This window comes from Anabaena sp. FACHB-83, assembly GCF_014697485.1.
Lineage (GTDB): Bacteria > Cyanobacteriota > Cyanobacteriia > Cyanobacteriales > Nostocaceae > Nostoc_B.
Map to the genome: position 1 here is coordinate 156,150 of NZ_JACJRY010000014.1, position 26,826 is coordinate 182,975.

General features: G+C 40.1%; 24 protein-coding genes and 1 tRNA gene. 16 read left to right on the forward strand and 9 right to left on the reverse strand.

The genetic code is table 11. From position 1 onward, the window contains the following. The first annotated feature begins 406 nt into the window (after positions 1-406). On the forward strand, positions 407-2,305 hold the full coding sequence (locus H6G79_RS18200; protein ID WP_190590753.1) for a chloride channel protein: 1,899 nt from the start codon (positions 407-409) through the stop codon (positions 2,303-2,305). Between the two features lie 58 nt (positions 2,306-2,363). On the opposite strand, the gene H6G79_RS18205 is transcribed toward H6G79_RS18200, so the two are convergent. Then, positions 2,364-2,777 (reverse strand): AbrB family transcriptional regulator, encoded by a 414-nt coding sequence (locus H6G79_RS18205; protein ID WP_190590752.1) that lies wholly within the window; start codon positions 2,775-2,777, stop codon positions 2,364-2,366. 437 nt (positions 2,778-3,214) lie between these two features. Between H6G79_RS18205 and H6G79_RS18210 the strand changes: the two genes are divergently transcribed. From H6G79_RS18210 to H6G79_RS18230, 5 genes are all read left to right on the forward strand, one after another. Continuing rightward, positions 3,215-3,658 (forward strand): RrF2 family transcriptional regulator, encoded by a 444-nt coding sequence (locus H6G79_RS18210; RefSeq protein WP_190590751.1) that lies wholly within the window; start codon positions 3,215-3,217, stop codon positions 3,656-3,658. A 225-nt stretch (positions 3,659-3,883) separates the two neighbouring features. Continuing rightward, on the forward strand, positions 3,884-4,840 hold the full coding sequence (cbiB, locus tag H6G79_RS18215; RefSeq protein ID WP_190590750.1) for an adenosylcobinamide-phosphate synthase CbiB: 957 nt from the start codon (positions 3,884-3,886) through the stop codon (positions 4,838-4,840). Positions 4,841-4,889: 49 nt separating this feature from the next. Next, entirely contained in the window at positions 4,890-5,426 is a 537-nt protein-coding gene (gene pyrR, locus H6G79_RS18220; RefSeq protein WP_190590749.1) for a bifunctional pyr operon transcriptional regulator/uracil phosphoribosyltransferase PyrR, read from the forward strand. Positions 5,427-5,478: 52 nt separating this feature from the next. Next, on the forward strand, positions 5,479-6,108 hold the full coding sequence (locus H6G79_RS18225; protein ID WP_190590748.1) for a PAP/fibrillin family protein: 630 nt from the start codon (positions 5,479-5,481) through the stop codon (positions 6,106-6,108). A gap of 73 nt (positions 6,109-6,181) precedes the next feature. Continuing rightward, positions 6,182-6,373: a hypothetical protein gene (locus H6G79_RS18230; protein WP_190590747.1), complete on the forward strand. Its 192-nt coding sequence runs from the start codon at positions 6,182-6,184 to the stop codon at positions 6,371-6,373. Positions 6,374-6,769: 396 nt separating this feature from the next. Here H6G79_RS18230 and H6G79_RS18235 read toward each other — a convergent pair whose 3' ends face one another. After that, a complete protein-coding gene (locus H6G79_RS18235; protein ID WP_190590746.1) occupies positions 6,770-7,402 on the reverse strand; it encodes a TetR/AcrR family transcriptional regulator in 633 nt (210 codons plus the stop codon). Between the two features lie 132 nt (positions 7,403-7,534). Between H6G79_RS18235 and H6G79_RS18240 the strand changes: the two genes are divergently transcribed. The 3 genes from H6G79_RS18240 to H6G79_RS18250 all read left to right on the forward strand — a co-directional run bounded on the left by H6G79_RS18240 (position 7,535) and on the right by H6G79_RS18250 (position 10,780). After that, positions 7,535-8,905, forward strand: coding sequence for a cytochrome P450 (locus H6G79_RS18240; protein ID WP_190590745.1), 1,371 nt, complete (start codon positions 7,535-7,537; stop codon positions 8,903-8,905). A 100-nt stretch (positions 8,906-9,005) separates the two neighbouring features. Beyond that, the gene (locus H6G79_RS18245) at positions 9,006-9,668 is read left to right on the forward strand and encodes a TMEM175 family protein (protein WP_190590744.1); all 663 of its coding nucleotides are present in this window, start codon (positions 9,006-9,008) and stop codon (positions 9,666-9,668) included. Between the two features lie 59 nt (positions 9,669-9,727). Further along, positions 9,728-10,780 (forward strand): AI-2E family transporter, encoded by a 1,053-nt coding sequence (locus H6G79_RS18250; protein WP_190590743.1) that lies wholly within the window; start codon positions 9,728-9,730, stop codon positions 10,778-10,780. Positions 10,781-10,811: 31 nt separating this feature from the next. On the opposite strand, the gene H6G79_RS18255 is transcribed toward H6G79_RS18250, so the two are convergent. The 3 genes from H6G79_RS18255 to H6G79_RS18265 form a co-directional block, all read right to left on the reverse strand. Then, positions 10,812-11,960: a serine/threonine-protein kinase gene (locus H6G79_RS18255; RefSeq protein WP_190590742.1), complete on the reverse strand. Its 1,149-nt coding sequence runs from the start codon at positions 11,958-11,960 to the stop codon at positions 10,812-10,814. Between the two features lie 114 nt (positions 11,961-12,074). Further along, the gene (locus tag H6G79_RS18260) at positions 12,075-12,308 is read right to left on the reverse strand and encodes a hypothetical protein (RefSeq protein ID WP_190590741.1); all 234 of its coding nucleotides are present in this window, start codon (positions 12,306-12,308) and stop codon (positions 12,075-12,077) included. A 630-nt stretch (positions 12,309-12,938) separates the two neighbouring features. Beyond that, entirely contained in the window at positions 12,939-13,442 is a 504-nt protein-coding gene (locus tag H6G79_RS18265) for a DUF2808 domain-containing protein (RefSeq protein ID WP_190590740.1), read from the reverse strand. Positions 13,443-14,226: 784 nt separating this feature from the next. On the opposite strand from H6G79_RS18265, the gene H6G79_RS37745 reads away from it, so the two are divergent. Together H6G79_RS37745 and H6G79_RS18275 are read left to right on the forward strand one after the other, a co-directional pair. Beyond that, the gene (locus tag H6G79_RS37745) at positions 14,227-14,286 is read left to right on the forward strand and encodes a hypothetical protein (protein WP_396019809.1); all 60 of its coding nucleotides are present in this window, start codon (positions 14,227-14,229) and stop codon (positions 14,284-14,286) included. A 54-nt stretch (positions 14,287-14,340) separates the two neighbouring features. Continuing rightward, the gene (locus H6G79_RS18275; RefSeq protein WP_190590739.1) at positions 14,341-14,574 is read left to right on the forward strand and encodes a hypothetical protein; all 234 of its coding nucleotides are present in this window, start codon (positions 14,341-14,343) and stop codon (positions 14,572-14,574) included. A gap of 155 nt (positions 14,575-14,729) precedes the next feature. On the opposite strand, the gene H6G79_RS18280 is transcribed toward H6G79_RS18275, so the two are convergent. After that, positions 14,730-15,605, reverse strand: a complete 876-nt coding sequence (locus H6G79_RS18280) for an Npun_R2479 family HD domain-containing metalloprotein (RefSeq protein ID WP_190590738.1) — start codon at positions 15,603-15,605, stop codon at positions 14,730-14,732. A 539-nt stretch (positions 15,606-16,144) separates the two neighbouring features. On the opposite strand from H6G79_RS18280, the gene H6G79_RS18285 reads away from it, so the two are divergent. The 5 genes from H6G79_RS18285 (at position 16,145) to H6G79_RS36835 (ending at position 22,400) form a co-directional block, all read left to right on the forward strand. Further along, on the forward strand, positions 16,145-17,563 hold the full coding sequence (locus tag H6G79_RS18285) for an efflux RND transporter periplasmic adaptor subunit (protein ID WP_190590862.1): 1,419 nt from the start codon (positions 16,145-16,147) through the stop codon (positions 17,561-17,563). 174 nt (positions 17,564-17,737) lie between these two features. Then, positions 17,738-20,905, forward strand: coding sequence for an efflux RND transporter permease subunit (locus H6G79_RS18290; protein WP_190590737.1), 3,168 nt, complete (start codon positions 17,738-17,740; stop codon positions 20,903-20,905). Positions 20,906-20,957: 52 nt separating this feature from the next. Then, positions 20,958-21,029: transfer RNA gene (locus tag H6G79_RS18295), tRNA-Gly, on the forward strand. Between the two features lie 175 nt (positions 21,030-21,204). Then, a complete protein-coding gene (locus tag H6G79_RS36830) occupies positions 21,205-21,930 on the forward strand; it encodes an Arm DNA-binding domain-containing protein (protein WP_242048439.1) in 726 nt (241 codons plus the stop codon). Beyond that, the gene (locus tag H6G79_RS36835; protein WP_242048440.1) at positions 21,819-22,400 is read left to right on the forward strand and encodes a site-specific integrase; all 582 of its coding nucleotides are present in this window, start codon (positions 21,819-21,821) and stop codon (positions 22,398-22,400) included. The genes H6G79_RS36830 and H6G79_RS36835 overlap by 112 nt, the downstream gene beginning before the upstream one ends. A gap of 656 nt (positions 22,401-23,056) precedes the next feature. Here H6G79_RS36835 and xisF read toward each other — a convergent pair. The 3 genes from xisF to H6G79_RS18315 all read right to left on the reverse strand — a co-directional run bounded on the left by xisF (position 23,057) and on the right by H6G79_RS18315 (position 26,798). Then, positions 23,057-24,661, reverse strand: coding sequence for a fdxN element excision recombinase XisF (gene xisF / locus H6G79_RS18305; RefSeq protein ID WP_190590736.1), 1,605 nt, complete (start codon positions 24,659-24,661; stop codon positions 23,057-23,059). Between the two features lie 297 nt (positions 24,662-24,958). Then, positions 24,959-25,990, reverse strand: coding sequence for a hypothetical protein (locus H6G79_RS18310; RefSeq protein ID WP_190590735.1), 1,032 nt, complete (start codon positions 25,988-25,990; stop codon positions 24,959-24,961). Between the two features lie 244 nt (positions 25,991-26,234). After that, positions 26,235-26,798 carry a transposase gene (locus tag H6G79_RS18315; RefSeq protein WP_313933927.1) on the reverse strand — a complete coding sequence of 188 codons (564 nt, stop codon included), beginning with the start codon at positions 26,796-26,798 and terminating at the stop codon, positions 26,235-26,237. Positions 26,799-26,826 lie beyond the last annotated feature (28 nt).

Here is a 26,826-nt window from a genome sequence, read left to right on the forward strand (position 1 = left end):
AATTTATGACTTACGCACTGTACAAAATAACTATCTTGTGTATCAACGGAAATACGTTGTTTCAGCCTTTGATCAATCACTCTAGATTAGGTGCGATCGCTAAAATATCATTGAAAAATCTAGCTATAAACCTTAAAAACCCTACCTGTTATTTTGGTTTGTCTGTCAATGCGTAAGTCCTAAAATTATTGAATTGGAGTTTTGCCACAGCATTTGTTAAAACGCGAAATAGTCACGCTTAAGCTGCTACTGCCGTCTACATACTGAATTCTGGCTCCTGATTTCTGAATTCTCCTGCATAAATCCACCTCATCTCACTTACTTGTCTGGTTGATAAATAATGGCTCACAATGAGAAATAACAGATAACTATTTAAATTTTTTCTTACATTTACCCCTACCGTTCAATGACTCTCTTGCCTCCCACCAACGTCAGGAAGGTAACGGAACAACCTGCATTTCCTACACCTTCTCACCGCTTAACACATCTCCTAAACCGTTTTCAACCCACACCGGAAACAGTTGTGCTGTTTTTAGCCATATTAATTGGTGGTGGTACTGGCATGGGTGTAGTGACCTTCCACTATTTAATTGAGCTAATTCACCATCTGATGCTAGAAGACTTGATGAGTGTCATTGGTGCTTGGGGTGGCTGGACTTTAGCCTGTGTCCCCATTCTGGGTGGATTAGTTGTCGGATTAATGCGCTGGCACACCCAAGATTTTGGCCCTAGTTTGTCAACTTTAATCGCCGCCTCCCAAGGCACAGCAGTTCAGCGTCCCTTGAGGCCTGTCACCAAAATGATTGCCGCATCTGTTTCTTTGGGAAGTGGGGCTTCTTTGGGGCCAGAAGGGCCGAGTGTGGAAATTGGCGCTAACTTTGGGATGTTGTTGTCTCTGATTCTTCAAGTCTCCCAAGAACGTCAGCGTTTGTTGTTAAGTGCTGGTGCAGCCGCAGGTTTAGCCGCCGGATTTAATGCACCGATCGCTGGGGTATTTTTTGCCTTAGAAGTAGTTATGGGGGCGACATCTTTTGCCACTTCGGCGGTGAGTGTGGTGTTACTCGCGGCGGTTGTGGCGGCGTTAATTGCCCAAATTGGCTTAGGGGCGCAACCTGCCTTTACTTTACCTGCATACCAAGTCCGTAGCCCGTTTGAATTACCTTTGTACCTCGGCTTGGGTTTAGGCGCGAGTTTAATTTCTTTGTCTTATACCGAGTTAATTCGGTTAGCTAAAGCCTGCTTTGCTGGCACAATTCCTGGCTTGGAATTTTTTCAACGTATCCCCAAATCAATTCACCCAATTATCGGCGGGGTAATTTTAGGCCTAGTGGCTTTGCAATTTCCCCAAATTTTAGGCATTGGTTATGGCACTGTCCAAGCCATGCTGCAAGATGTGGAATTTTCCTTAAATCTGTTGCTGGCTTTGCTGGTAGTGAAATTATTCATGACAGCCATTAGTGCGGGGAGTGGTTTTGTGGGTGGTTTATTTGCCCCAGCCATGTTTTTAGGCGCTTCCTTTGGCTCGGCTTATGCCAAAATTCTATGTCTCATTGTCCCAGGAATTGACGCATACATGGCTGCACCCCCAGCTTATGCAATGGTGGGTATGGCGGCTGTGTTGGCGGCTAGTGTGAGAGCGCCATTAACTGCGATTATTATGCTGTTTGAATTAACTCGTGATTACCGCATTGTTTTACCGTTAATGGCGGCAGTGGGTTTAAGTGTGTGGTTGATAGATCAAATTAAACCAAATGTTAACTCTAACTCAAAGCTGCAACAATTTGGTTTAGCCGATTTAAAAGATGAGCAAGCAGAAATTGTGCAGGAAATTTTAGTGGAAGATGCTGTACTTTCCTGTCCAAAAAAATTACCTGCAACTTTAGGATTGTTAGAAGCCGCGATGGAAATGACCCGCGATCGCACACGCAGTGCTTTAGTAATTAATGAAGCCCAGCAATTAGTCGGGATTATTTCTTTAGAAGATATTAATCGCGCTCTGACTCGCTGGCAAAATTACCAAAACTCTGCTACAGAAAATACTGGTGAATTATCCAATCAAACTCTCATGGATATTTGCACCACGGAAATTCTCTATGCTTGGCGGGATGAACCTTTATCTGAAGCTTTAGATCGAATGGCTTTGCGTGGTTTGCATCAGTTACCAGTGGTAGCTAGAGACAACCAAGAGCGGATTTTGGGTTTATTAGAAAAAGAGCAAATTGCCTTAACCTGCAATTTAGCCGTCACCCGCAAAACACTCCACCAATATATTTTTAGTCAAAAGTCAATGGTCAATGATCAATAGTTAATAGTCATGATTTCTATTGACTCTTGACTCTTGACTTTGCACTCTTGACTATTTATTATGCTGAGGCTTCGATTTCCTCAATACCTTCTCTGTCTTCTGGATCTACTTGGCGCAGGCGAATGTGTTTCTTACCTAAAGTGATCAGAAACTCGTCACCGGGCTTGAGATTCATCTGTTTTGTGTAAGCAGAACCAATCAGTAAGTTACCGTTAGATTGCACACTAATCCGATAGCTGGCACTGCGTCCACCGCGTCCATTTGCATTCGGCGCACTATCTAACTGAATGCCTTCAGCATCAATGAGAGCATTCAAAAATTTCATCATATTGACACGCTCTATACCATTTTTGGTCACGGTATAGTAGCCGCACTCCTTAGCTTTTTCTTCTTTGCTAAGGTTCTCTAGCTCTTTGACTTTTTTGAGCAGATCCTCCCCAACTAGGGGTTCAATTTTTTTCTGTTTAGGCATCAACTTAGGTTGAAAATGAATGGTTGAAGTAGTTGAATCGATTTTATTTTAGCTGAGGTTGAGTTGATAGGAACAAAATTCATTCGTTTTTATATCAACCTAGCCAAGTATATTACAATCCTAGCCAGAATTGTTGCACAATTATCAATAATGTCAAGACAATCTATTGTTTAGATATCGACTAATGCTGATGGCTATATATAGTTTGGAAAAAACTGCTAAACTATAATTGTTTAAGTTTTTTAAACTAAGGCAAAAAAGTTTATCTACTCAGTCAGCTTGCTTCTGGGAACATAAGATGATAAGCAACCCTGATTTTGAGTCAATAATCCATAGTCCACAGTCAAAGGCAAAATCTATTTATTAGTAATTTTCTAACTTGTGACTATTGACCATTGAGCATTGACTATTGACTTTTGACTCTTGACTAAAAAATAATGAAACTAACTACCAAAGGACATTACAGTGTCAAAGCATTGCTAGATTTAAGCTTACAGCCAGATTATGGGCCAGTATCTGTCAGAGCGATCGCTCAACGTCAAGACATTCCAGCACCATACCTGGAAAAATTACTAATAGAAATGCGCCGTTCGGGGTTAGTCAAATCAATTCGGGGCAGCATTGGTGGCTACCAACTAGCAAGAGAACCCAAAGAAATCTCTATCGGACAAATATTAGAAGCCGTCGGTGAAACTATTACCCATATTCCTGATCGCCACCCAACACCAATACAAGCAGAAGATTGGGTAACATACACTCTTTGGCAAAGACTCAACCAAAAACTTAAAGAAGCTTTATACAGTATTACCCTAGCTGATCTCTATTACGATGCCCGCAGTTGGCAAGCATCTTTAGGAGAAGAAGCAAGTTTTGTGGTTTAGTCAAGTAATTTTGGATTTTAGATTTGCGATTTTGGATTGACCCCGACCACAAGGGTGCGGGGCTTGGGGATTTTGGATTAACGATTTTAGATTTTTACAGACAAATGGGGTGGGGCTTGTACCCTAAAGAATCCAAAATCCAAAATCTAAAATTCGGAGGGTCAATGGCCATTAGTCATTAGCAATACTCCCGACCAATGACTGATGACAAAGGACAAAGGACAAATGACATTAATCATCGCCGCAATTTTAGATTTCTTAATAGGTGATCCTTGGGGTTGGCCGCATCCAGTCCAAGTTATGGGATGGATAATTTCTCGCTTCACAAAATTTGCATTATCGATATGTCAAAATTCCATAACACAAAGAATCGCGGGAATTTTCCTGGCGATGATTGTAATTATTGGTAGTGGTGGCATCGGTTGGTTAATCATTCAAGTTGCCCAATGGTTACATCCAATATTGGCCATAGTTATAGAAAGTATTATTTTGGCTAGTTGTTTTGCCTTGAGAAGTTTACGAACCGCCGCCACAGATGTTTTACAACCTTTAATTGCGGGTAATTTATCCGAGGCGCGTCAAGCTTTAAGTAATTATGTTGGTCGAGATACCCAAAACCTTTCAGAAGCAGAAATTTTGCGGGCTGTGTTAGAAACAGTCACCGAAAATGCCACCGATGGAGTTATGGCTCCATTGTTTTATGCTGCTGTTGGTGCTTGTTTGCCAAATTTAGGTGCAGTTCCTTTGGCTTTGGCCTATAAAGCCAGCAGTACCTTAGATTCAATGGTGGGTTATAAAGAAGCGCCTTACACTTATATAGGTTGGTTTAGCGCCCGGTTGGAAGATTATTTAACTTGGCTACCTTGTCGTTTAACTGTAATTACCTTGGCACTGTTATCGGGTAAGCTGTTGCATGTTTGGCGGATATGTCGCAGAGATGCCGTTTTAGATCCCAGTCCCAATTCTGGTTGGAGTGAATGTGCTTATGCGGCAATTTTGGGCGTGCAGATGGGTGGCATAAATTGGTATCGGGGTGTGGCAAAAGAAAAACCCTTGTTAGGCGATGCCATTTACCCAATTACGCCGACTAGCATTAATCAAGCTTTGCAACTAACGCGCTATAGCTTTTTATTGTGGTTAGGAATAGCGATCGCTATACTATTCTTGCTGCCAAACAGGTAATGATAGAAGTAATCAGTCAATTGACTATTGACTATTAACCAAACTTTTTATGTGTGCAAAAGTAGTTGAAATTCTCTCATCAGAAGATTTACGGCGTACCTTAACTCGCTTGGCTTCCCAAATTGTCGAGCGATCGCGCGATTTATCACAATTGGTACTTCTGGGTATTTATACTAGAGGCGTACCCTTAGCAGAACTATTAGCACGTCAAATTGAAACCCTAGAAGGTGTAAGCGTACCTGTAGGAGCCTTAGATATTACTTTTTATCGAGATGACCTTGACAAAATTGGCTTACGGACTCCTGCTAAAACCAACATTCCCTTTGACTTGACTGGAAAAACCGTCGTCTTGGTAGATGATGTCATTTTCAAAGGTAGAACCATTCGCGCTGCTTTAAACGCTGTGACTGAATATGGTAGACCAGAAATTATTCGTTTAGCAGTGTTAGTAGACAGGGGTCATCGAGAAGTACCAATTCACGCAGATTTTGTTGGTAAACAATTACCCACCGCTAAAGAAGAAGTCGTCAAAGTTTATTTACAAGATTTAGATGGGCGAGATGCAGTGGAGTTAATTGGAGATTAAGTCAATTCTGTACTGTGGAGTCAAAGTATCAAGTAAAGGAAGGTTTTAACCCTTGACTAATCAACTCTTATCAAAAGAAAAATTGCACGCCTCACTTCAGAACATCCAAACCAACAGTGATGGCTCTCCCATAACTAATTTGCAGCTAGAGAAAACTACAGCCGCAGAAATTGAACAATTAACCACAGAACTAGAAAGCGTTAATCCTTACCCTCATCCGCTTGTATCTGCGATTTCCTTGCTAGATGGTGCTTGGCAATTGCAATACTCCACCGCCAGAGAAATCCGTTCTTTAGCTTCCTTGCCATTAGGATTAAAGGTAGGTAGAGTTTATCAAGTGATTGATGTTGGCAATAAAAGATTTTTCAATTTAGCTCAAGTGAAACATGCTCTGGGGCTAGTATCAGGATATGTAAGAGTCACCGCTAATTTCGAGCCTGTAGCCGACAAACGCATCAACGTCTATTTTGACAAACGCTACCTATCAGTTGAGAAGATTATTGGGATTAATACTCCGCAACTCAATCCATTTAAGGTGATTCCGGCTAACAATCCTGCTGGTAGAGTCGCCACCCTTGACATTACTTACCTGGATGAAACCTTAAGAATTGGACGTGGCGGTGATGGTAGTTTGTTTATTCTGACTAAATCTGAGCATTTACCAGAAGGCTCAGGTGATTGAATTTTGTAGAAGCGATCGCATTTTTGCCTGTAGATAGTTTGATAAAACAAGGGTAGAGTTTGAGCTACCACTAATGACTACTACCAAAATTCATTTAGCTGTTGCCATTCATCAGATGATTCTGTTGGTGTTTTACACAGAGATTGATTGCTGGCAGTTTCGCTTGATTAGTCCTGGTGGTGAAGTTTTTGGTGAGCGCAAACTTTACTTTACACCCGAAGCTGCGGAGAAAGCAGGGCGGGAGTGGATTCAACAAGGTTCTTAATTCAGAAACTCTGACACTCCACATCTGAGGTAAATTTCTCTAGCCTCTAGCCTCTAGCCTCTATCCCCCATCTACGTGTACTGCACTCAACTGAGAAACGCTCTAGTACAATATGGCGTAAATAAATAGACCACACTTCGGCTACGCGGTAGTTGAGCGAAGCCGAAACTCAGTGACCATAAGAAATTGCTAAAAGTCTTGCGGTATCGTTATTATTTCTTTTTCCTTTTGCCTTGTTGTACTAGTCTAAATAGCAAACAGAACAATAGCTCTACCTGAACCCCTGGCAGGTTGATTCTGCACTGCGTTCTTGAAAGAAAATCTGTAACTCATCGATTTTTGTCATCTTGGGATTCTTAGTATTACTTACATAATACAAAAATATTACACGATTGTCTACTCTAAGTAGTTTTGCAAGTAACTGAGGGTGAATCGCTTCATTTCTGCTATCAGCCGTTGTCGAAAAGGTTTTTCTTGAGTGAGGGAAAGCCACATTAAATTACCGATCGCTTTTACCAAGACAAAGGCGATCGCTTCATAATCCGCCTGATCTAACCCTGCTTCTCGTTGTGCAAGTAAACTAGCCAAATCTCCCATGAGTTCCGTATCAGCAGCATCTTCAATGGCTTGCACTTCCGGTATCACACCTTGGACTTGCATGAAAATCTCATAGTAGCCGGGATACTCCCAGAAAAATTTTTCACTGATATCAATCAAATGGTCAACCAGGGTAGATAAGGGTAATTCTGCCCATTCAGGATGATTGAGTATTGCCAATCTTTGATGTAAAAGTTTGCTGTAGCGCAGGGCTAAAGCTTGCACAATGGCGGTTTTATCAGGGAAAAACTGATAGAGTGAACCGATGGGTATTTGAGCTTGAGAGGCGATCGCATTGGTCGTAGTCGCATCATATCCCTGCGTAATAAACAGTTTTTCTGCCACATCTATAATCCGGTTGACTCGCTCCTGACTGCGGGCTTGTCGGGGTTGGCGGCGCATTCCCACTGGCTTTGAGGGGCTTTGAGTCATACATAATCTCCAGAATGAAAATAAATATTTGAGGATTACTCACATTCTAGTTGACAAATATGAATAACGCTCATATTATCTAAATATGAGCTTCGCTCACATAAACCAGCAACTGAAATGGAGTCTCTGACAATGAGCAAAAATTTACAGACCCTACCCCATCCCAATCCTGTAACCGCATTAGAAGAATACAGCCGCGATCATCTGGGATTTATGCAACACTGCACCCAAGAGTATGAAGGTATCGTTCCTCTGAAATTTGATGATCAATGGTTTTGTCTGTTAACCAATCCCGACTATATTACTGAAGTGTTAAAAGACAGACTCTTGTTTGTGAAAACAAAAGACCTGCAACTAATACATGAAGTGCTAGGTAATGGCTTGTTAGTCAGTGAAGGTGATTTTTGGTTGCGACAACGACGACTAGCCCAACCAGTCTTCCACCAACAGCAGATTAACAGTTATGGTGCGGTGATGGTGGATTATGCCGAGCAAATGTTAAAAACTTGGCAAGATGGGGAGGTGAAAGATATACAAGCAGCCATGATGCGCCTCACCCTCGACATCGTGATGAAAACCCTGTTTGATCAGAATTTACAGGATACAGCCGCAGGTAGTGTTGGTAATGCGCTGGATGAAACAATGAACTGGTTTGAATATCAAACAGCCAAAGATATCATGTCTGCGCTGTCGGAAATTGGGGACATAAAACAAAATACCCAAGAAATGAGTGCTGAGGAGATGGAGAGACGTTACCAAGAAGCGATCGCCTTATTTGATGAAACAATCTATGCCATCATTAAACAGCGTCGCGCCAGTGGGACAACAGGCAAAGATTTATTGGGAATGCTGATGCAAGTCGAAGATGCGGATGATGGTAGCCGCATGACTGATAAACAATTGCGAGACGAAGCCGTAACATTAATTTTGGCAGGACACGAAACCACCGCTAACGCCCTTTCTTGGACATTCATGCAATTGGCGCAAAATCCCGATGTCCGCGAAAAACTCAGCGCAGAACTGAAAACAGTGTTAAACGGACGCACACCCACCCTAGCTGATTTACCCCAGTTAACTTATACCAATTGGGTGATTAAAGAATCCATGCGGCTGTATCCCCCTGTAACCGAAATTTCACGGGAAGCAACCCAAGATTGTGAAATTGGTGGTTATTTTATTCCCAAAGGAACAAACTTAATCGTTAGTCAATGGGCTATGCACCGAGATGGGCGTTATTTTTCCGAACCAGAATTGTTTCAGCCAGAACGCTGGGCTAATGATATGGAAAAACAATTACCTCGTGGTGTGTATTTCCCCTTCGGTGATGGGCCGCGTGTTTGTATTGGTAAGAGTTTCGCCCTGATGGAAGCTGTTTTATTACTAGCAACGATCGCCCAAAAATTCCAACTGGATCTCGTTAGCGATCAAAACATTGAACTTCAGATATCTATTACCCTCCGCGCCAGACACGGTATTCAATTTCTCTTGAAAGCAGCTGCATAGAATTTACTTCAAATTATGAGAAGTTGGTTGCGGTCAGATACCCGACTTCTTCAATCAGTCGGGTATCTATTTTTCTCTCAGTTGTAAAGGTGATGAAATTATGAAGGAATTAATAGAGCAAGATCAGATTATTCAAAGCACTCAAAATAGTTCTGAAAGTATTTTATCTTTGGCACGCTTAAGTGATTCTATTTTTGCTTTTGCAATGGCTTTAATGGTAATTGCATTTGACTTACCAGAAGATGCTAAAGGCATGACTGATGGTGATATCAATGGGTTTTTGTGGAGTCAGTTAAAACCTTTAGGAACATACACTATCACCTTTGTTTTAGTCGCAACTTATTGGATTTCCCACTCCCGACAATTAAAGTATTTGCGGAGAACTGATGAAAACCATTTGTGGATTTCTGTAGGGTATTTAATGGTCTTGTTTTTAGTGCCTTTATCTAATGATTTAGTTATAACCTTTCCAGATAATTTTCTGGTCAAAGTTTGGTTTAGTTTAAATATCGCTGTCATTGGGTTTGTTTCTTGGCTAAGTTGGTCTTATGCGACAGGCGATCGCAAATTAGTAGATAGCGATTTAGATGATGCAACAATTCGCTCAATCAAAATCAAAGCCTTAATTGAACCGATATGTGCATTGATTTCCATTGGGGTGGCATATCTTAACCAAGAGTTATGGGACTATTTTTGGGTGTTGCTGTTTTTTATCTATTCTCCGTTGGAAAAATATTTAAATAAATCGGATGATTTGTTGTGATAAATTTGTTGAATTTAGCCAATCATTTATAAGAATAATTTCAAAGGTAAATAAATCAGATGTTAGCAAATTTGAGTCTTCCGCGTTGGACAGTTTGGTGTTTTGTGATTCCGGTGCTGTTTCTCAATCTTTGGTTATTGCAAATTATCTCACAGCAATTACAACCTATTCCCAGCATTTTATTAGTCGCTGGTTTACTAGCTTTTCTCTTAAATTTTCCGATTAGTTATCTCGAAAAACGGGGTGTGGGAAGGATTTGGTCGGTATTGTTGGTTCTCATATTTGCAGTCACAGCTTTTTTAGTTCTGGGTTTTGGTGTCGCACCGATTGTATATCAACAATTAATTGAATTTGGCGATCGCCTACCAGCATTAATTGACCAAGGACAACAGCAACTCCACGAAATTCACATCAATATACCCCTAGCACACTTATCTTTTGATGCTTCCAACCTCACTACAGAAGTTATCAATAAATTTACCCAAAGTCTAGAATCTTTACCCAGTCAAATTGTAGATTTTCTCTTTGGTATCTTTGATAGTACGCTGAATTTACTGATTACAATCGTCCTCACCATACTCTTAATTTTCAACGGTTCTAGTTTGTTGAATGCGCTGTTTAAACTATTCCCCCAACCCTGGAATGTTCAATTACCATCTCTGATTCAGCAGAGTTTCCAAAACTACTTTGCTGGACAAGCAACTTTAGCAATGATTGAAGGTACTGCACTCATAGTTTTATTTTTGGTGTTTCAAATTCCTTTCGGACTATTATTTGGTTTGGTGATTGGGATAGCCAGTTTTATCCCTTTTGGTGGAACTGTGACAGTATCCTTGATTCTTCCCATACTTGCTATCCAAAATATTTGGTTAGCAGTGAAGTTATTAGTAATAGTGGTGTTGGTGGGACAGATTAACGAAACTATTGTTGCACCTCGTCTAATGGGTCAAATGACTGGCGTAAATCCTGCTGTTATTTTTATTTCTCTGCTGTGTGGTGCAAAATTAGGTGGGGTGTTAGGAATTCTGCTGGCTGTACCCCTAACCAGTTTGTTGAAAAGATTTGCAGAACCCTTGTTTAACACTGATAAACTAGGCAATACTACACCATAAATCAATTAAAAATTAAATTTATTAAAATTCATCAGGGATTTGGTGAGTTATTGTTACCTAAATATTTAGCTTTTAATTCTTCTAATTCTTGATCTATTTTGCTGTTATTTGTAGGTGGCGATGTGGTATTTTTTGGCTGTACTTGATTTGGTTGAGATTTGCCACCTATAAATTGAGTTTTTAATTCTTCTAATTCTAAATCAATTTGGCTTGGTGTTTTGCTCACAACTTGCGGTGGTAAAGTTTGTGATGACGACTGAACCTGGGATTTTATAGGTGTATGTGGTTGATTATTAGGCGGAGACTGGGTATTTAAGTCCTGGAGAATTTCATCTACTGTTTGATAACGTCTAGCGGGAATGCTTTCTAGCATTTTATTGAGAATGCGACTTAAATGTGGACTCACAGGAGTAGATAAATATTGTTGCCAAGCCCAAGTATCACTATTAGCATCATAAGAATCAAAAGGCGATCGCCCAGTTAATAAGTTAATACAAGTAGCCCCCAAACTATAAATATCACTGCCAAAAATTGCTCGACCTCTAATTTGTTCTGGTGCTACATATTCTGGACTACCAATACTTGTACCAGTGTGATTTAAAGCTGTACCAGTTGCCGATTTAGCTGCGCCAAAATCCACTAAAACTAGTTTGCGATCGCTCTCACGTAAAATAATATTTTCCGGTTTAATATCACGGTGAATTACTTGTCTAGCATGACAAAACTGCAACACCAATAATAAATCATGTAATAGTTGATAAATCTGCGTTTCGCTAAAAGTCCCATTTTGGGCTAACTCCTGCGCTAAATTTAACCCATTGATAAATTCTTGTACCAAATACTGCCGATCATCTTGGGTAAAATATGCCAAAAGTTCTGGAATTTGTGGATGTTTACCTAATTCATCCAACTGCACCGCTTCTTGGTTAAATAACTCCACCGCTTTTTTGACTGTATTTGTACCTTGGGCTTGCGGATAAAATTGCTTAATCACACAGCGCGGTTTTGAGGGTTTATCTTCATCGACAGCCAAAAAGGTTCTGCCAAAACCACCTTGTCCTATTGGACGAATGGCACGATAGCGTTCTTTAAGGAGAAGCTTAGAACCACAAGTCGTACAGAACTTCACATCAGTCGGATTTTCTGGTTTGGAACACCGAGGATTAAGGCAGTAGCTCATGCGTTGCGAACTGAGGGAGACTTGTTTTTATTGTCCCTTTTACTTGACGGAAGAGTGTTGATATTTGCTAAATGTAACTTCAAAATAACCGATGATTCTACCACTGGGGAGAATTTATGCAACTTGATCCTGTTGATTCAACACCTGCAACCAATTAATCAGCCTTTGGCGTTGTGCTTCACATACCTTGATACTTGCCGACCGTAGTGTCTGGCGAGGAAAGATTTCTCGTAAGTCAGCCACCATTTCTAGAGTTTCACAAGTCTCTAAACATTCGGCGATGTAATCAATTGATTCCATTTTCAGCCATTCGGGAGTCGCTTCCAAATCGCAAATTTGATAATTCATAGTTTGATGTTTGGACTAGGCGATCGCTTAATTTGGTTACAGAACCACTATTTTAACCTTGGATCGGCTATTGCATTTACATATTCAGAGCCGGAATAATGTACTTTATTAGGACTTACGCAAAAAAACGAAAAAATAAGGTTTTAGAACAGGGTGCAGGGGTATGAGGGTGTAAGGGTGTAAGTATTCAAAACCCTGACACCCCATACCCTTTCACCCTTACACCCAATCCCCACAGAAAATTTTGATGCGTAAGTCCTGTTTATATTCGGTCAGTTGGCGAACAGAAAGCAACCATTGATGCTTCAGGTTTACTAAATAGCGATCGCATTTTTCATCGCCTGTAGAAGTAGAATTTATCCGCTAGTCTATTTGTCTGATAACCTTCTAATAGTTAATTTTGGTTCGGGAATTTTAGAAAAAATCACCGATAATTGGACTATTTACAAATAATAAAACAGTTGGTGCAAGATGCAGCGATCGCACAACTTTTTTCCTACACCTCTGTACTTTCAAAGACACGATATCAATAAGTAAGTTGGTGATAATAAACCAAACTATATTAGGAAAAGTAAAACTAATAACAACAGGATAAATGGTAAATTACACCAATCTACTTATTTCCCAACTTTAATTGGCATTTTTGTAAGGCAGGTCAATTCTCGCTGTACCTACAGGAATTTCCCCTTGTAAGCCAGTTCGTTTAGCGGTGACTCCATAGAGTAATATTCTTCCATCTAAAATTTTTGTTTGTACACCTGTCAACTGCACTTCTACAGACTTACCAGAAGCTATTGGTTGATCAAAAGTAATTGACAAACGCTCTTTTGTGATTTCTGTTTTTGCTGCAATCTCTTTACCCGAATCATCTACCACCCGAACATTAGTAAAACGTTCCATTTGGTTGGGTAGAGAAATCATTAAGTCTTGTACAGACATTCCCAGTACCGCAACTTTAATGAAATGTGTATCATTTCTCACTCCAGAGTTGGTAATACTCGGAACATTAACTGTATAGGCAATTTGAGACGATGATGCAGAATCTAGCTGTTGAGATTTGGTTGGGGTAGCTATAGCCGTAGAAGCTGTTGTGAGTATTAAAGCAGACAAACTACCAAATATTAAAGCTTTCATAATTAAAACCTCACTTTGGGGTGAAACAATACCTTGCTGTTATGCAATCTATCTACATCAATACATTAGTTGATTAACATGAAAAAACGCTGAGTAATAAATTAAAATTTATAAAGAGTTGGCTTTAATTTCTATATCAAAAATAGTTATTGAGGCTCAAAAGGTTTGCCAGTCAAGGGTTATGTACCATATAACCACTAACTTACCTGACTGTAAGCAGCATTTTAAACACCCATTATTAGAGGGTGTTTCAGAGACTAAATCCCTCCTTGCAAACGGGAGAAATCCCATAATTTATGTATTGATAATCAAACATATAGGAATCCGGTTTGATTTCTGAATTTATTTGTGTGGTGCGCGAAGCGCAGCGCAAGCGCGATAGGTAGGGAATAGGGAATGGGGAGTCGGGAGTAGGAAAGAAACCTGATCTGAGTGTACTGATTTTTTTCCCAAATCAAATATGAGTCCTATAGCTTTTCTGAACCTAGTGACGTACAAACAAAAATCATTAACCGCAGATAAACGCAGATAGATTTGTTCTTCAGAGGATGTTTTAAAACATGCTTGTGATGTATCAAATACTTTTAGATCCCCCTAGCCCTCCCTTTTGAAGCTATCTATTATAAACATATTTCTTAACAGAAAAATTGACAGAAGGGAGAAAAGATGTAGTTGGTATAAAAGAGAGAAAATCTACCAAAGTCAGCGCATGGAACAATGGATCACAAAATAACTAGAAACAATAGAATTAGGAGACATCAGAAGAACCAAACGGTTAATCAAAATCGTAGAAAATTTAAGTACTAAACCAGAAGCAAGTATTCCCCAAGCCAGTGGCACATAGGCGGCAACTAAAGCCACCTATGACTTTTGGAATTTACCCTACATCAAACCATCCATGATTAGACAAGGACATCGAGATGCAACACTAGAGAGAATAGGTAAGCATGGGTTAGTGTTGGCGATTCAAGATGCCACAGAACTCAACTATACGACTCACAAAGCCCTATCGAGAACAGGATATCTCGATAGCAAATATGCTCAAGGATTAAAAGTCCACTCAGTCCTGACAGTCTTGCCACAGGGAATAACCATTAGGCATCATAGAGCAACAACAGTTATCCCTGGTTGATTGAACGTTATCATTATGTTTTGAAAAGTGGTTGTGGCATCGAGAAGCTACAACTGGAAACTGCACACATTTGGCTACTCATAGCATCGTTGCTTGGCGTTTATTGTTCTTGACTTACTTAGCTTGTTGTCAAACTGATGCTAAATGACTACAAGTCAAGCATGTAACTGCTCCATGATGTACATTTGTTCTTCTTGAATTTTTTCATGTTCGACGACAAACACATTGGAGTAGAGGTTTGCCATCACTTGTTTGCCTTGTTGGGTGAGTGATAAGTAACGCAGACTATCCTTGATATAAGGATGTACGCCATTCCAATAAAATTTGGCGTAGTTTTTGCGTAAATCGGCTGGGGTTTCGTAGCCTAAAACTTTATTCATCCCCGTTTCTTCAAACTCGTAGTATAACGAGGTAATTTTCTTTAAGTAACGGGGGTCACTCAATTGTCCAATTAAATCAGCCGCCCGTACTAAGCCAGCAAAGCTAATAGTGTCATGATGATCTTCGGCTGCGGGTACAGGGAAGCGAGTCCATTCAATGTTACTTTTAATCACTTCAGCATCTATGAGCTTGTGTCCACCAAAACGCTCATCAATGAATAGTTTGGCTCTATCGACATGATAAGGTGTCAAACTGGCATCAGAAGCACCAGGATGCAGGGAAATCATTCTGCCGTTTTTCCCTGTGGCGTATAAACTTGCGGCTTCTTGGTCTTGGCGGCAAACTCCTTTGACATAACCAATATCGTGGCAAACTAAGGAGATAATAAAGTGCAACCAATCTTCACTAGAAACGCCACCTTCGCGGATGTGTTTGCCACGTAAAATTTCTTGCCCTACCAAGGTGACTAAAATAGAGTGTTCGACATTGTGATATAGGGCATCGCTATTGGCAATATTTTCCAACGCCATGCTCCCAGCCCAGGCTATGATGTCTTGATAATCGTTTTTGAGACAGCCATAAGTACGACTGTAGCCTTCTCGAATTTGCTTGACAAAAGCATCTATTAAAATTTCAGTGGCGTTGAACATATTGGTTGCTCAGTTCAGATCAAAAGATTTCTTGTTTGTGATTAAGATTCCCAAAATTAAGGCTTTAGTTGGTATTGAAAAGTATATTCATCATTTTTAACCCAAGTATGGCTGTGAATGCTAGTTGCAGAAATCTGCCTCACATGATAGGTATACTTTCTTAGTTGGCTGTCAACAGACACTATTTGGCGTATCCTACGCTCATCAGTGTTTCATATTTATGCACAAAATCCAGTGATCTGCATACAAAGGATCTGTGACGTTAATAAGACTCAGAGTGTGATGGAAATACAAAGTCAGATAAAGTAGGAATTTACGTATAATTACGGTTTTTTCTTTTTCTTTATAATAAAAAACATGACTTATGTCATCGTAGTCATATTGGGGATTATTACAGTCAAAACTAAAGATAGAAGTCAAATTTAATATACGGTAAATAGTCGCAAACTTTCTTAAAAATAACTAACATTTTGTGTGTTTCCGCAGTGGAGGTGCGTCTCTTGAGTGATGAAAGTATTCCAGAACTAGAACGAGAAGAAATGGTCGAAGCATGGCAGAAATCAGCCAGACAACCGACTCGCCCTTGGCTAACACCAATGTTTATGGGTGTTGGCGTGGGGATAGCGATCGCATTAGGTGGGATGGGTGTGTTAACTCAATTACCAGCGCGGCAAGACAAAGCTGTAGCGAATAAAATCACGCCTAAATCTAACCCAGTCCTGACGGTGACTGTTTCCCCGGTCGAAACCACTCGTGTTTCTCGCACCTTAAATACTACAGGTACGATCGCCGCCCGTGATTTAATTCCAGTTCTGCCTCAAGCCAATGGTTTGCAAGTCAAAATTATTCCCGAAGATATTAAGGAAGGCACTTATGTGAAAAAGGGACAAGTTTTGGCAATTTTAGATGATTCGATGTTGCAAGCCCAAATGAGTGGAGCCAGAGCCGAGGTAGAATCCAAACAAGCTGATGTGGGTTCCAAACAGGCGGGTGTGGTTTCACAGCAAGCTACTGTCGCATCTTATCAAGCGATCGTGCGACAAAGAAAAGCTGATTTAGCCCAGTCCAAAGCTAAGTTAGAAGAAGCCCAAAAGAATTATCTGCGTTATCGCAAATTGGCAATGGCTGGGGCGATTAGTCTGCAAGAACTGGATACTCGCGCCTACACAGTCAAAACGGCTACCGAGGCGGTGCGACTGGCTGAAGAAAATATTCGCAGCGCCCAAGCCAATGTAATTAGCGCCCAAGCCACTACCGGGAGTGCTGTCGCCAATATTTATAAAGCCGAAGCAGATGTGCGTACTAGTGTGGCTAAAGTTGTACAAATACAAACACAGTTAAAACAAACCGTAGTCCGCGCCCCGATTTCGGGAATTGTGGCAGAAAAACTCGCCAGAGTGGGTGATGTTACAGGTATTCCGCCTCAAACCCAAGTAGGGACTGTGATTGGCGGAACACAAAAACTGTTTTCGATTATTCGGGATGGCAGATTAGAACTGCAAGCCGAAGTTCCCGAAATTCAATTACCACAGGTAGAAATTGGCGCGGCTGTACAAATTACCTCCGATATTGACAATCGCGTGCAGTTGCAAGGGCGAGTCAGAGAAATACAACCTTTAGTAAACGATAAACGACGAGAAGCAACAGTCAAAATCGACTTACCTTTAACCAACTTACTCCGGCCTGGGATGTTTGCCCGTGCCGCTATTACAACAAACACAGCACTAGCAATGGCAGTACCACAAAAAGCCGTACAACCCCAAGCTGATGGCAGTGCCATTGTATACACCCTCTCCGGTGATGATCTCGTCCAAAGCCAGAAAGTAGAAGTCGGAGAACCAATAAATAGCGAACTCGTAGAAATTAAAAATGGCTTGCAATTAGGCGATCGCGTCATCGTTGATGGTGCAGGTTATCTCAAAGATGGCGATCGCGTCAAGGTGACAGGTGATAGGTGATAGGTTACAGGTGACAGATTTAAGAGTCATTTGTTTTTCTCCCTTGTCCCCCTTGTCTCCCTTCCCTTGTCTGGGTGAACGAAATTTTGTGTGGGATTTCTAGCTAAGTATCCAAAAAATTACCCCCCACACTCCCCACACCCCCCACACTCCCCACTCACTCCCACACCAAAAATGTCCTTCAATATCTCGGCTTGGTCAATTAAAAAACCTGTTCCCACCATTGTTTTATTCTTAATTTTGACAGTTGTTGGGTGGTTATCTTTTATTTCCTTGGGAATCGACACCAACCCCAACATTGATGTGCCGGCAGTTTCTGTGACTGTTACCCAACCGGGTGCAGGGCCAGCAGAACTGGAATCGCAGGTGACGAAAAAAATTGAAGATGCTGTCGCTGGGTTGGGCAACATCGATAATATGATTTCTAGTGTCAGTGATGGTAAGTCTACCACCACGATTAATTTTGTTTTAGGAACAAATAGCGATCGCGCTACCAATGATGTCAGAAATGCGATCGCTCAAATCCGCCAAAATCTCCCCCAAGATATTAATGACCCCGTAGTACAACGTTTAGAGTTTGCTGGCGGCCCGATTATCTTTTATGCAGTCAAATCAGATCAGCGTTCTGTTGAAGAATTAAGCAACATCGTAGACCAAACTATTAGCCGCGCCTTGTTAACCGTCAAAGGTGTGGCACAAGTCAAGCGTATTGGTGGCGTTGACCGCGAAATTCGGATTAACCTCGACCCTGACCGCTTACAATCTTTAGGCATCACCGCCACCCAAGTAAACGACCAAATTCGGGCTTTCAACATCAATTTACCCGGTGGACGCGCTGAACTTGGCGGTAGTGAACAAACAATACGCACCCTTGGTAGTGCCACCAGTGTGAATCTGCTGCAAACTTATGAAATTCTGTTGCCTAGTGGTGGTTCTATACCTTTATCCAGCTTGGGTACGGTGGAAGATAAATACGCGGATGTGCGACAAACTGCCCGTTTGGATAATCAACCCGTGGTAGCTTTTCAAGTATTGCGGAGTACTGGCAGCGTGGTTGTGAGTGTAGAACAAGGCGTGAAAGCCGCAGTCGCCAAACTACAAAAAACCCTGCCCCCAGATATCAAAATCGAGTTAATTTTTACCAGAGCCGATATTATTCGTCAATCCTATCAAAGCACCATTGATGAGTTGATTCAAGCCTCAGTACTGGCAATCATCGTGATTTTACTCTTTTTACGCGATTGGCGAGCAACTTTAATTACTGCCGTTGCCCTACCTTTATCAATGATTCCGACCTTTGCGGTGCAGCAAGCTTTGGGATATACCCTCAATAATATGACTTTGCTGGCATTAGCTTTGGCTGTCGGCAACTTAGTAGATGATGCCGTGGTGGAAATTGAAAATATGGAACGGCATATAGCAATGGGGAAATCACCTTGGGAAGCAGCTTTTGACTCTTCCGACGAAGTGGGTTTAGCTGTGATGGCGAGTGCCGCAACCATTATTGCGGTGTTTCTCCCGGTGGCGTTTATGGGGGGTGTTCCTGGGCAGTTTTTTCAACCCTTTGGTGTGACTGTGGCGGTGTCTACAATTTTTTCCACGATGGTAGCGCGGATGATTACGCCGATGATGGGGGCGTATTTATTAAAGGATAAAAAACATCAATCTAGTGCTACTGATGCTAAGAACAGATTAAGTCAAATCTTCTATCGTCAAATCAAAAAGCCACAACCAAAACATCAGTTTCAGCCGTATAAATCCTTATTACAAACAGCATTACGCCATAAGTTAACCACAATTGCGATCGCAATGGCGTTTTTCATCGCCAGTTTGATGTTAGTTCCCTTGATTCCCAAAGGTTTTGTCGATGACGGTGACTTTGGCATTTCTAACGTTGCGATTGAAGTTCCTCCCGGTTCCACCTTAGAAGATGTCAATAAAGTAGTGACTCAAGCAACTGACATTATTCGCCAAAACCCCGTGGTGGAAAAGGTGTTAGCTACAGAAGAAATCAACTCAGCTACCTTATCAATTCAGTTAAAGCCCAAAGAAGAACGCAATATTTCCCAAAAACAATTTGAAGAACAAACCCGTCCTTTATTTCAAGAAATTCCAGGGGCAAGAATTAGTTTTCAAAATCAAGGGCCTGGAGGTGGTCGTAAAGCATTATCTATTGTTCTCAGGAGTGAAAATCCTGAAGCTTTAACCCAAGCCGCTAATGATTTAGAACAACAAATGCGGAATATTCCTGGACTAGTAGAAGTTTCTTCGACTGCTAGTTTAGTCAAACCAGAGATTTTAGTCATACCCAACCCGCAACGCGCCGCCGATTTGGGTGTAACAGTGCAAGCGATCGCCCGGACAGCTTCTTTAGCTACCATTGGTGATAATGATGCTAACTTGGCTAAGTTTAACTTGAGCGATCGGCAAATTCCCATCCGCATACAAATTGACCCAACAGCCCGCGCAGATATAAACAATATCAGAAATTTGCAAGTTCCCAGCCAAAACGGGAGTTTAGTTCCGCTAGTCGCTGTGGCCGATATCAAGTTTGGTAGCGGCCCCGCCACCATCAGCCGTTACGACCGCGCCCGTCAAGTCGCACTAGAAGCCAACTTACAAACTATATCTCTGGGAGAAGCAGTCAAAGCCGTAAATCAGCTACCAGCAATGCAAAACTTACCACCTGGAGTTGTTCAACAACCTTCTGGTAGTGCCAAAATTATGCAGGAAATTTTTGGCAGATTTGGTGGTGCATTAGCTTTAGCGATTATGTGCATCTATGCAATTCTGGTGCTGCTATATAACAACTTTCTGCATCCTTTATCGATTATGGCCGCATTGCCATTTTGCTTAGGTGGTGCATTAGTCTCCTTGATGGTTGCCCAAAAACCCCTGGGAATTTACGCCTTGATTGGGATTGTGTTGTTAATGGGAATTGTCACAAAAAACTCGATTTTGTTGGTAGACTACACAATCATCAATATGCAGGAAGGGCAGAACCAACGCCAAGCCTTGATAGAAGCTGGTGTTTCACGTCTGCGCCCAATTATGATGACTTCTTTAGCGACTATTGCGGGTACTCTTCCCCTCGCTTTGGGTATTGGCGCAGGTTCCGAAGTCCGTCAACCAATGGGAATCGCCATTATGGGAGGCTTTACCACTTCTACACTGCTGACTTTGGTCGTAGTGCCAGTCATATTTAGCTACATTGATAACTTCCAAACTTGGATTTTGAATACATTACGTTATGGTTTTGGTAAAAAACCACCTGCGGAAGACAGAGAAGTGAGGAATGTGCGATCGCCAAACAACACATCTGTCTCGGAAATCCAAAACTAATCAATTATGGTATAATCTCTGTTAGCTTTAACTTAGCTAACAGTCACTATTCGCGGGTGTAATTCAGTGGTAGAATGTCACCTTCCCAAGGTGAACGTCGTGGGTTCGAGTCCCATCGCCCGCTTTTCAAAAAACCCTTATATAGCAAGCATTCTACTGGTTTTATCTTGGATGATTATCACTAAGAGCAGTGTTTTTCTTTGTGGTAACAAACAAATATTAGCTCTTTTTCGGTGAGTTTGGGTGTAAATTGGGTGTAAATTGGGTGTACTAAAAAAGGTACTAGCAAGGACAAATCTATGTACTCTACACCCAACTCTAGCAAAGCTTCTAAGGGTACTGTTCAAGTCATCTCTTCCAATGACAGATTGCAATTAAGGTTCAGGTTTGCAGGTAAACGACATTACCTCAGTATAGGTTTGCCAGATAACGCGGTTAACCGTAAGGCGGCAGAAGCAAAGGCAAGACAAATTGAACTAGATATTGTTTCTGGAAATTTTGACCCTACTCTTGCTAAATACAAACCGCAGGCAGCACTGAGTACAATTGTAGTTAATGAAACTAAAAGTGTTAGCTCTAAGCCGTCACTAGCAGAGCTTTGGGAAAAATTTGTTGAATATAAGCGACCACAGTGTAGCCCTAACACAATGAAACTTTCGTATAGTGTTTTCTCTAATTATGTTAAAAAACTACCAACTCATGACTTGGATAAAGCTTGCGAAATCAGAGACTACATTTTGAACACCATTCCTTTGTATTCAGGAAAACGATTTATTAACTGTCTTTCAGCTTGCTGTGAATGGGCAATAGAATCTGGAATGCTTACCGAGAATCTGTTTAAAGACATGGGAAAAAAATTAAATTGCCAAAGTCATCCAAAAGTAAAGAGATTGATGAAATCAATCCATTTAGTTTGGAAGAAAGAAATGCAATTATCAATGCATTTGAAAACAACCTCTTTTGTCCCCGATCATCAGCATTTAAACATAGCTACTATACATCTTTTGTTAAATTTCTCTTTTTAACAGGATGTAGACCATCAGAAGCTATTGCTCTACAGTGGAAGCATATTTCTCAAGATTTTAGACAAATTAATTTTGAGCAAGCAGTTATTAAATCTGAGACTGGTAAGCTAGTTAGACAAGGGTTAAAGACCCAAGAAAGAAGAAAGTTCCCGTGCAATGATTCACTGTGTCAGCTATTAAAACTTAATAAGCTTGAAAGCGCAAGTTCTGAATCATTTATTTTTCCTTCTCCTAAAAAGAAAGTAATTGATATTGATAACTTTAGAGGAAGGGTATGGAAGAGGGTAATTAATGGGTTAGGAATCGAATACAGAACGCTATACCAAACTAGACATACGTTTATTACTCACGCTCTCGAAACTGGCAAGCTAGACGCAAAAGATGTAGGTCGGTTGGTAGGTAACAGTCCAGAAATAATATATCAACATTATGCAGGTAACAAACGAGAATTATTTGTCCCTGAGTTTTAAATGCTTATGCTTTAGCTAAAGTATGAGATAAACTACCTTGTTAGTTTAAGTCCAAGAAGCTGCTAATCTTGCCTGTTAAATAACTAACAGTAGATTTAAGTTTTTAATGTTCCCAGAGCAAGTTGAAACAATCAACCATTACTCATACAGTAACCTGAGTTTGCTGCCACTGTTCTGCTCAGGGAACATTAACTATTTATTAGACCTCAACTTTACTATCTAATACCTCTTGCTCACTTAAAATTTGTAGCTCCTGTATATTCAGTTCTCGTAATTCGTCAATATGTTTACGCAAGGTTTTTAGAAACTCCTGAAACCGAGGGCAAGTGTGGCATACGGTACGCTTACCTGGTACTACACAACTACATTCAAAGCTTTGTCTTTCGTTAAACCGACGCTTACATTCCTGGCATATGTACCTCTGCTTACCTTTCTCAACGCTGTATTTTTTGAAATTTAAGGAATTACAATGTGGGCAACTTACACCAAATAGTTTGGCTTCTGATGCCCAATGCTTTACCGTTTTGCGAAAAGCAATTTCACACCTAATTTGGTTAATTTCAAACACATCCTTAAAACTCACTATTATCTCCTTATATGTGCATCGTTATAGGTTAGTTATCTAAAACAAGAAGATAGCCAACAAATGTGCAAGGCTAGCAAGAAGTATTAAGTACAATTGATACTACTGCACCATTACAGACTGTGATTTTCTCAACTAATCTGGAATAAATTGCAACTTTGTCGTCTTCAGAGAGGGTATACCAGATAAAGAGATTATTTCCAGCCTGAATAATTTCATCAACTGTTTTGGTATCAATGGCATTACTAGAGAAAGGATTTATTTCCTCCTGAATCTCACGAAAAGTCTTTTCTTTGAGAGCTTCTAGTTCTGGATCAAAATCTGTAATCTCTTCAAGCTTTGCTAGTCGTGTCTCCAGTTTTTTGAGCTTTTCAGATTTAATAGGTATCTCTGTAAAATCACAATTTTTGTCAGAATCTCTGGTTTGGAGAACAACTGATTTATGCAATAAATAGTCAATCAATGCCCTCTCAATTGCATCCTTTCTAGTACCTTTACGGTTATTGCATCCTTTACCAGCATGGCGACATGCATAGTAGTGATACTTGTTTTTACTCTGACGAGTTTTAGTAATACATTTAGTATTACACTCAGCACAGTAGACAATACCACGTTGGTAAGCAAACTCTCCATAGCTATCAAAATTTGAAGAATCGTAATTAAATAGAGCAGGCCCAGGCCGAGAAGAATTGAATTCAAGAATTCTCAAAATTTCAGTGGACTCCTCATCAGAGATTAGTCGGTCGTTTAGGTGAGTATCGTAAATAATCTGCCAATCTTTTGGATTAACTTCTTTACGCTGGCCTGCGCTGGTCTTAATTCGCTTGTTATAAACTGTATGCCCACAAAGGACTGGGTTTTTTAACCAACGCTTTAATCCTGCTGGAGTCCAATGAAAAATCTTGTCATTCCCATTTTTCTTACTTTGGGTATGCTGAATTCCATATTTTTGAAAGATTTCGCTTGTGGCTCTACTTACTCCTTTCGTTCGTAAAAAGATGTCAATACAGTCTCTTGCAAGTTGAGCAATTGTTATACCAGGTAGCTTCTCAATATCTTCTTCATTAGACAAATCAGTATAGTTGATAGGTCTTTCGTTAAGGAGACACAGGAAAGAAGTTGTATCAAGTTGATAACGGAGTTTTTCAGCTTTGTATCCGAATGGTACACATTCACAAGCAGCTTGCTGTTTGCGACGGTGCTGTTTTCCGTGCTTAACCCGTTCTGACAGTTGATCAACCTCCATCTCAGCAAGACTAGCCAGCAGATTGACCATAAACATACCATGTGAAGTTCGTAGGTCAATTAATTGGTCAAGCACTCTTAGATTTACCCCAGTTTCCTGAAACACTGAAATGTTTTTTCTAATTAAAGGCACGCTTCTGCCAAGACGGTCTAAGCGAGTAATGATTACTTCAGTAATTTCGTCTTCTTTCACAAGTTGCATGACTTTAAGTAGACCAGGACGATTATCTTTCTTACCTGTTTGCACATCATAAATAATTAAATTAGCTCCATTATCTTTTAATCTTTGAATCTGTTGCTCTAGTGCATGAGAATTTACTGCTTGTTCTCTACTTGATACGCGTGCATAGCCCAGAGTAATCTCTAAAACAAATTCAGATTCATTTATTAAGCTATAGTTAATATCATTCAAATACCGCTTGATATTCTTCATTAATTCTTTCCAATTTCAGCATCATTAACTTTTATAAATATAAAGTATTTTTGTGCATATCCAGTACCTGCTGGGTACGCACAAACCAACTCTTTCTTAGTAATAAAAACTAGTTTTTAATAAAATATAAATTGTGATTTATTCTATTCCCAGCTTTTTTAAATTACTTATTACCGTTGATAGTATTCGTTAGTATTTAGGGCAAAAAAATACTCTAATATTTAAATATCAGAGTTTTACCAAAAATATATTTTTTGCCTAACTTAGTTAAAAAATGTTAAGTACTATAGTTAAAAACTATCTTGATTGTAGCTCCCAAACCCATTCAAACTTACCTTCATTAGTTACAATCCCTTGAATTGGAAGCCTTCTATTAGTATGTTTAGTTTGGTAAGGAATGTTGTCCTTCCAGTAGAGGTCAGTATCAATTAGCTTAACTAATGCTCTTTGAGTCTTTAAGTATGATTGCCAAATATTTTTAAACGGTTTGTGTATACTTGGAGACTTTAATACTATTAATGGGTAGCCTTCCCACTCCATATCCATGAGTATCTTGTTGTATTCCGCTTCAGTTTTTGCACCAAGATCATGATTATTAAGAAATTTTAGCCATCCACGGTGATGGCGTTTAGCATCTTTCTGATTTTTCCATAATGGTTTAAGTGCAAACGCTTGTTCTTGAACATCCATTTGAAATCTACTTTTAAGGATATGAATAAATAGTTCTTCAAAATTTTTAAAAGGATAATCAATGCCTTGAGTATTGGCCCAAGAAATAATGTCTGATTCTCCTATTGCCAAGAGTTTATACAAAGATGTCTCGGCATCTGTCTCCAATTTTAAGTTTTCAAATGCTTGGGGCGGGATAAGTTGCTGAACTAAACTAAAAAGCTGGGTTGTATCTGTTATTAAATTAAATATTTTATTAGGTAATAAGATGGCTTTAGCTTGCCAATATAACTGAACGCATCGCATCCAAATGGCTTGATTTGAATTATATGGCTCAAAATCAAAAACAGCGATATTATTTATAGTATGAGATAAACGACAAAAATCAGGATTTTGAGGTTCATCAGGTAATAAAAAGAATTTAAAAGGGATATGGTTACGTTTAATACCCAGTGCCTTATCTTTGAAAATTTCTTGTTTACGAAATATTGCTAGTGCTATTCTCAAAGTTACTTCTTTCACTACACCATCTTGATCCACTATTTCAACGATGGTCTCGTCTAAGATTACATTTTCTAAATGAGTCACTTTTTTTCCTGCCAGTCTCAATATAAAACTATTTTTGTTTGGAATGTCTTCACGTATGCTATGTTGAGGCATTTATTTAGACATTAATTTTAGATGTTATATCACATGAATATGGCATTCAGCAGGTGAGAAATATTAACTTAGATGTAGTTTGCACAAATTAGTTTATAGTCTAATTTTGCTTTAGAATTAATATTTTAGATTTATAATTCATGCCAATAATTGAGGAACAATATCATCATTAGCAAGAGTGATTTAAAAAGCTATAAATATTTTCTTCATGAACTAGTACAGCACGGCGGAAATAAGTAGACCATTAAATAGCCAAAACTTTGCCCTTGTAAGTCCACTTAAAAGGTTTAGCCATTGTGTGATTAAAGTAGTCAATAAAACCAAGTATTCGATTTTTTAAATCATCTTTACTAACGAAACTTGCTTTTTTTAGTAACTTCCGAACCAAAATACTGAACCAAATCTCAATTTGATTCAGCCAAGAGCAGTGTTTGGGAGTGTAATGAAAAACAATTCGGTGTGCTGGCTCACTCAAAAAGGCAGCGCGGGATTTTATGGACTTGAGGATACCAGTTTTACCTTTAACACCCAGATTAATATTCAGACCTTCTTTTTCTGCAACAAAGCGAACCAGCGACTCCGATTGATGAGTATTCAGACAATCCATGATGAGATGCCATTTTTTGGCATAGGGGTCACTTTCAATAATTCGGTGGATATTGAGCAGAAAATCTAATTCGGTTCTAGAATCTCCACAAGTCGACTCCAGAATCTGACCAGTGGCAACATCGAAATTAGCTATCAAGGTCTGTGTACCGTGACCGCCAGTTGCCTCAACGGGGGGAACCCCCGCACGGCACTGGCTCACGAATATACTCAAACTCCCTTCGTTCCAC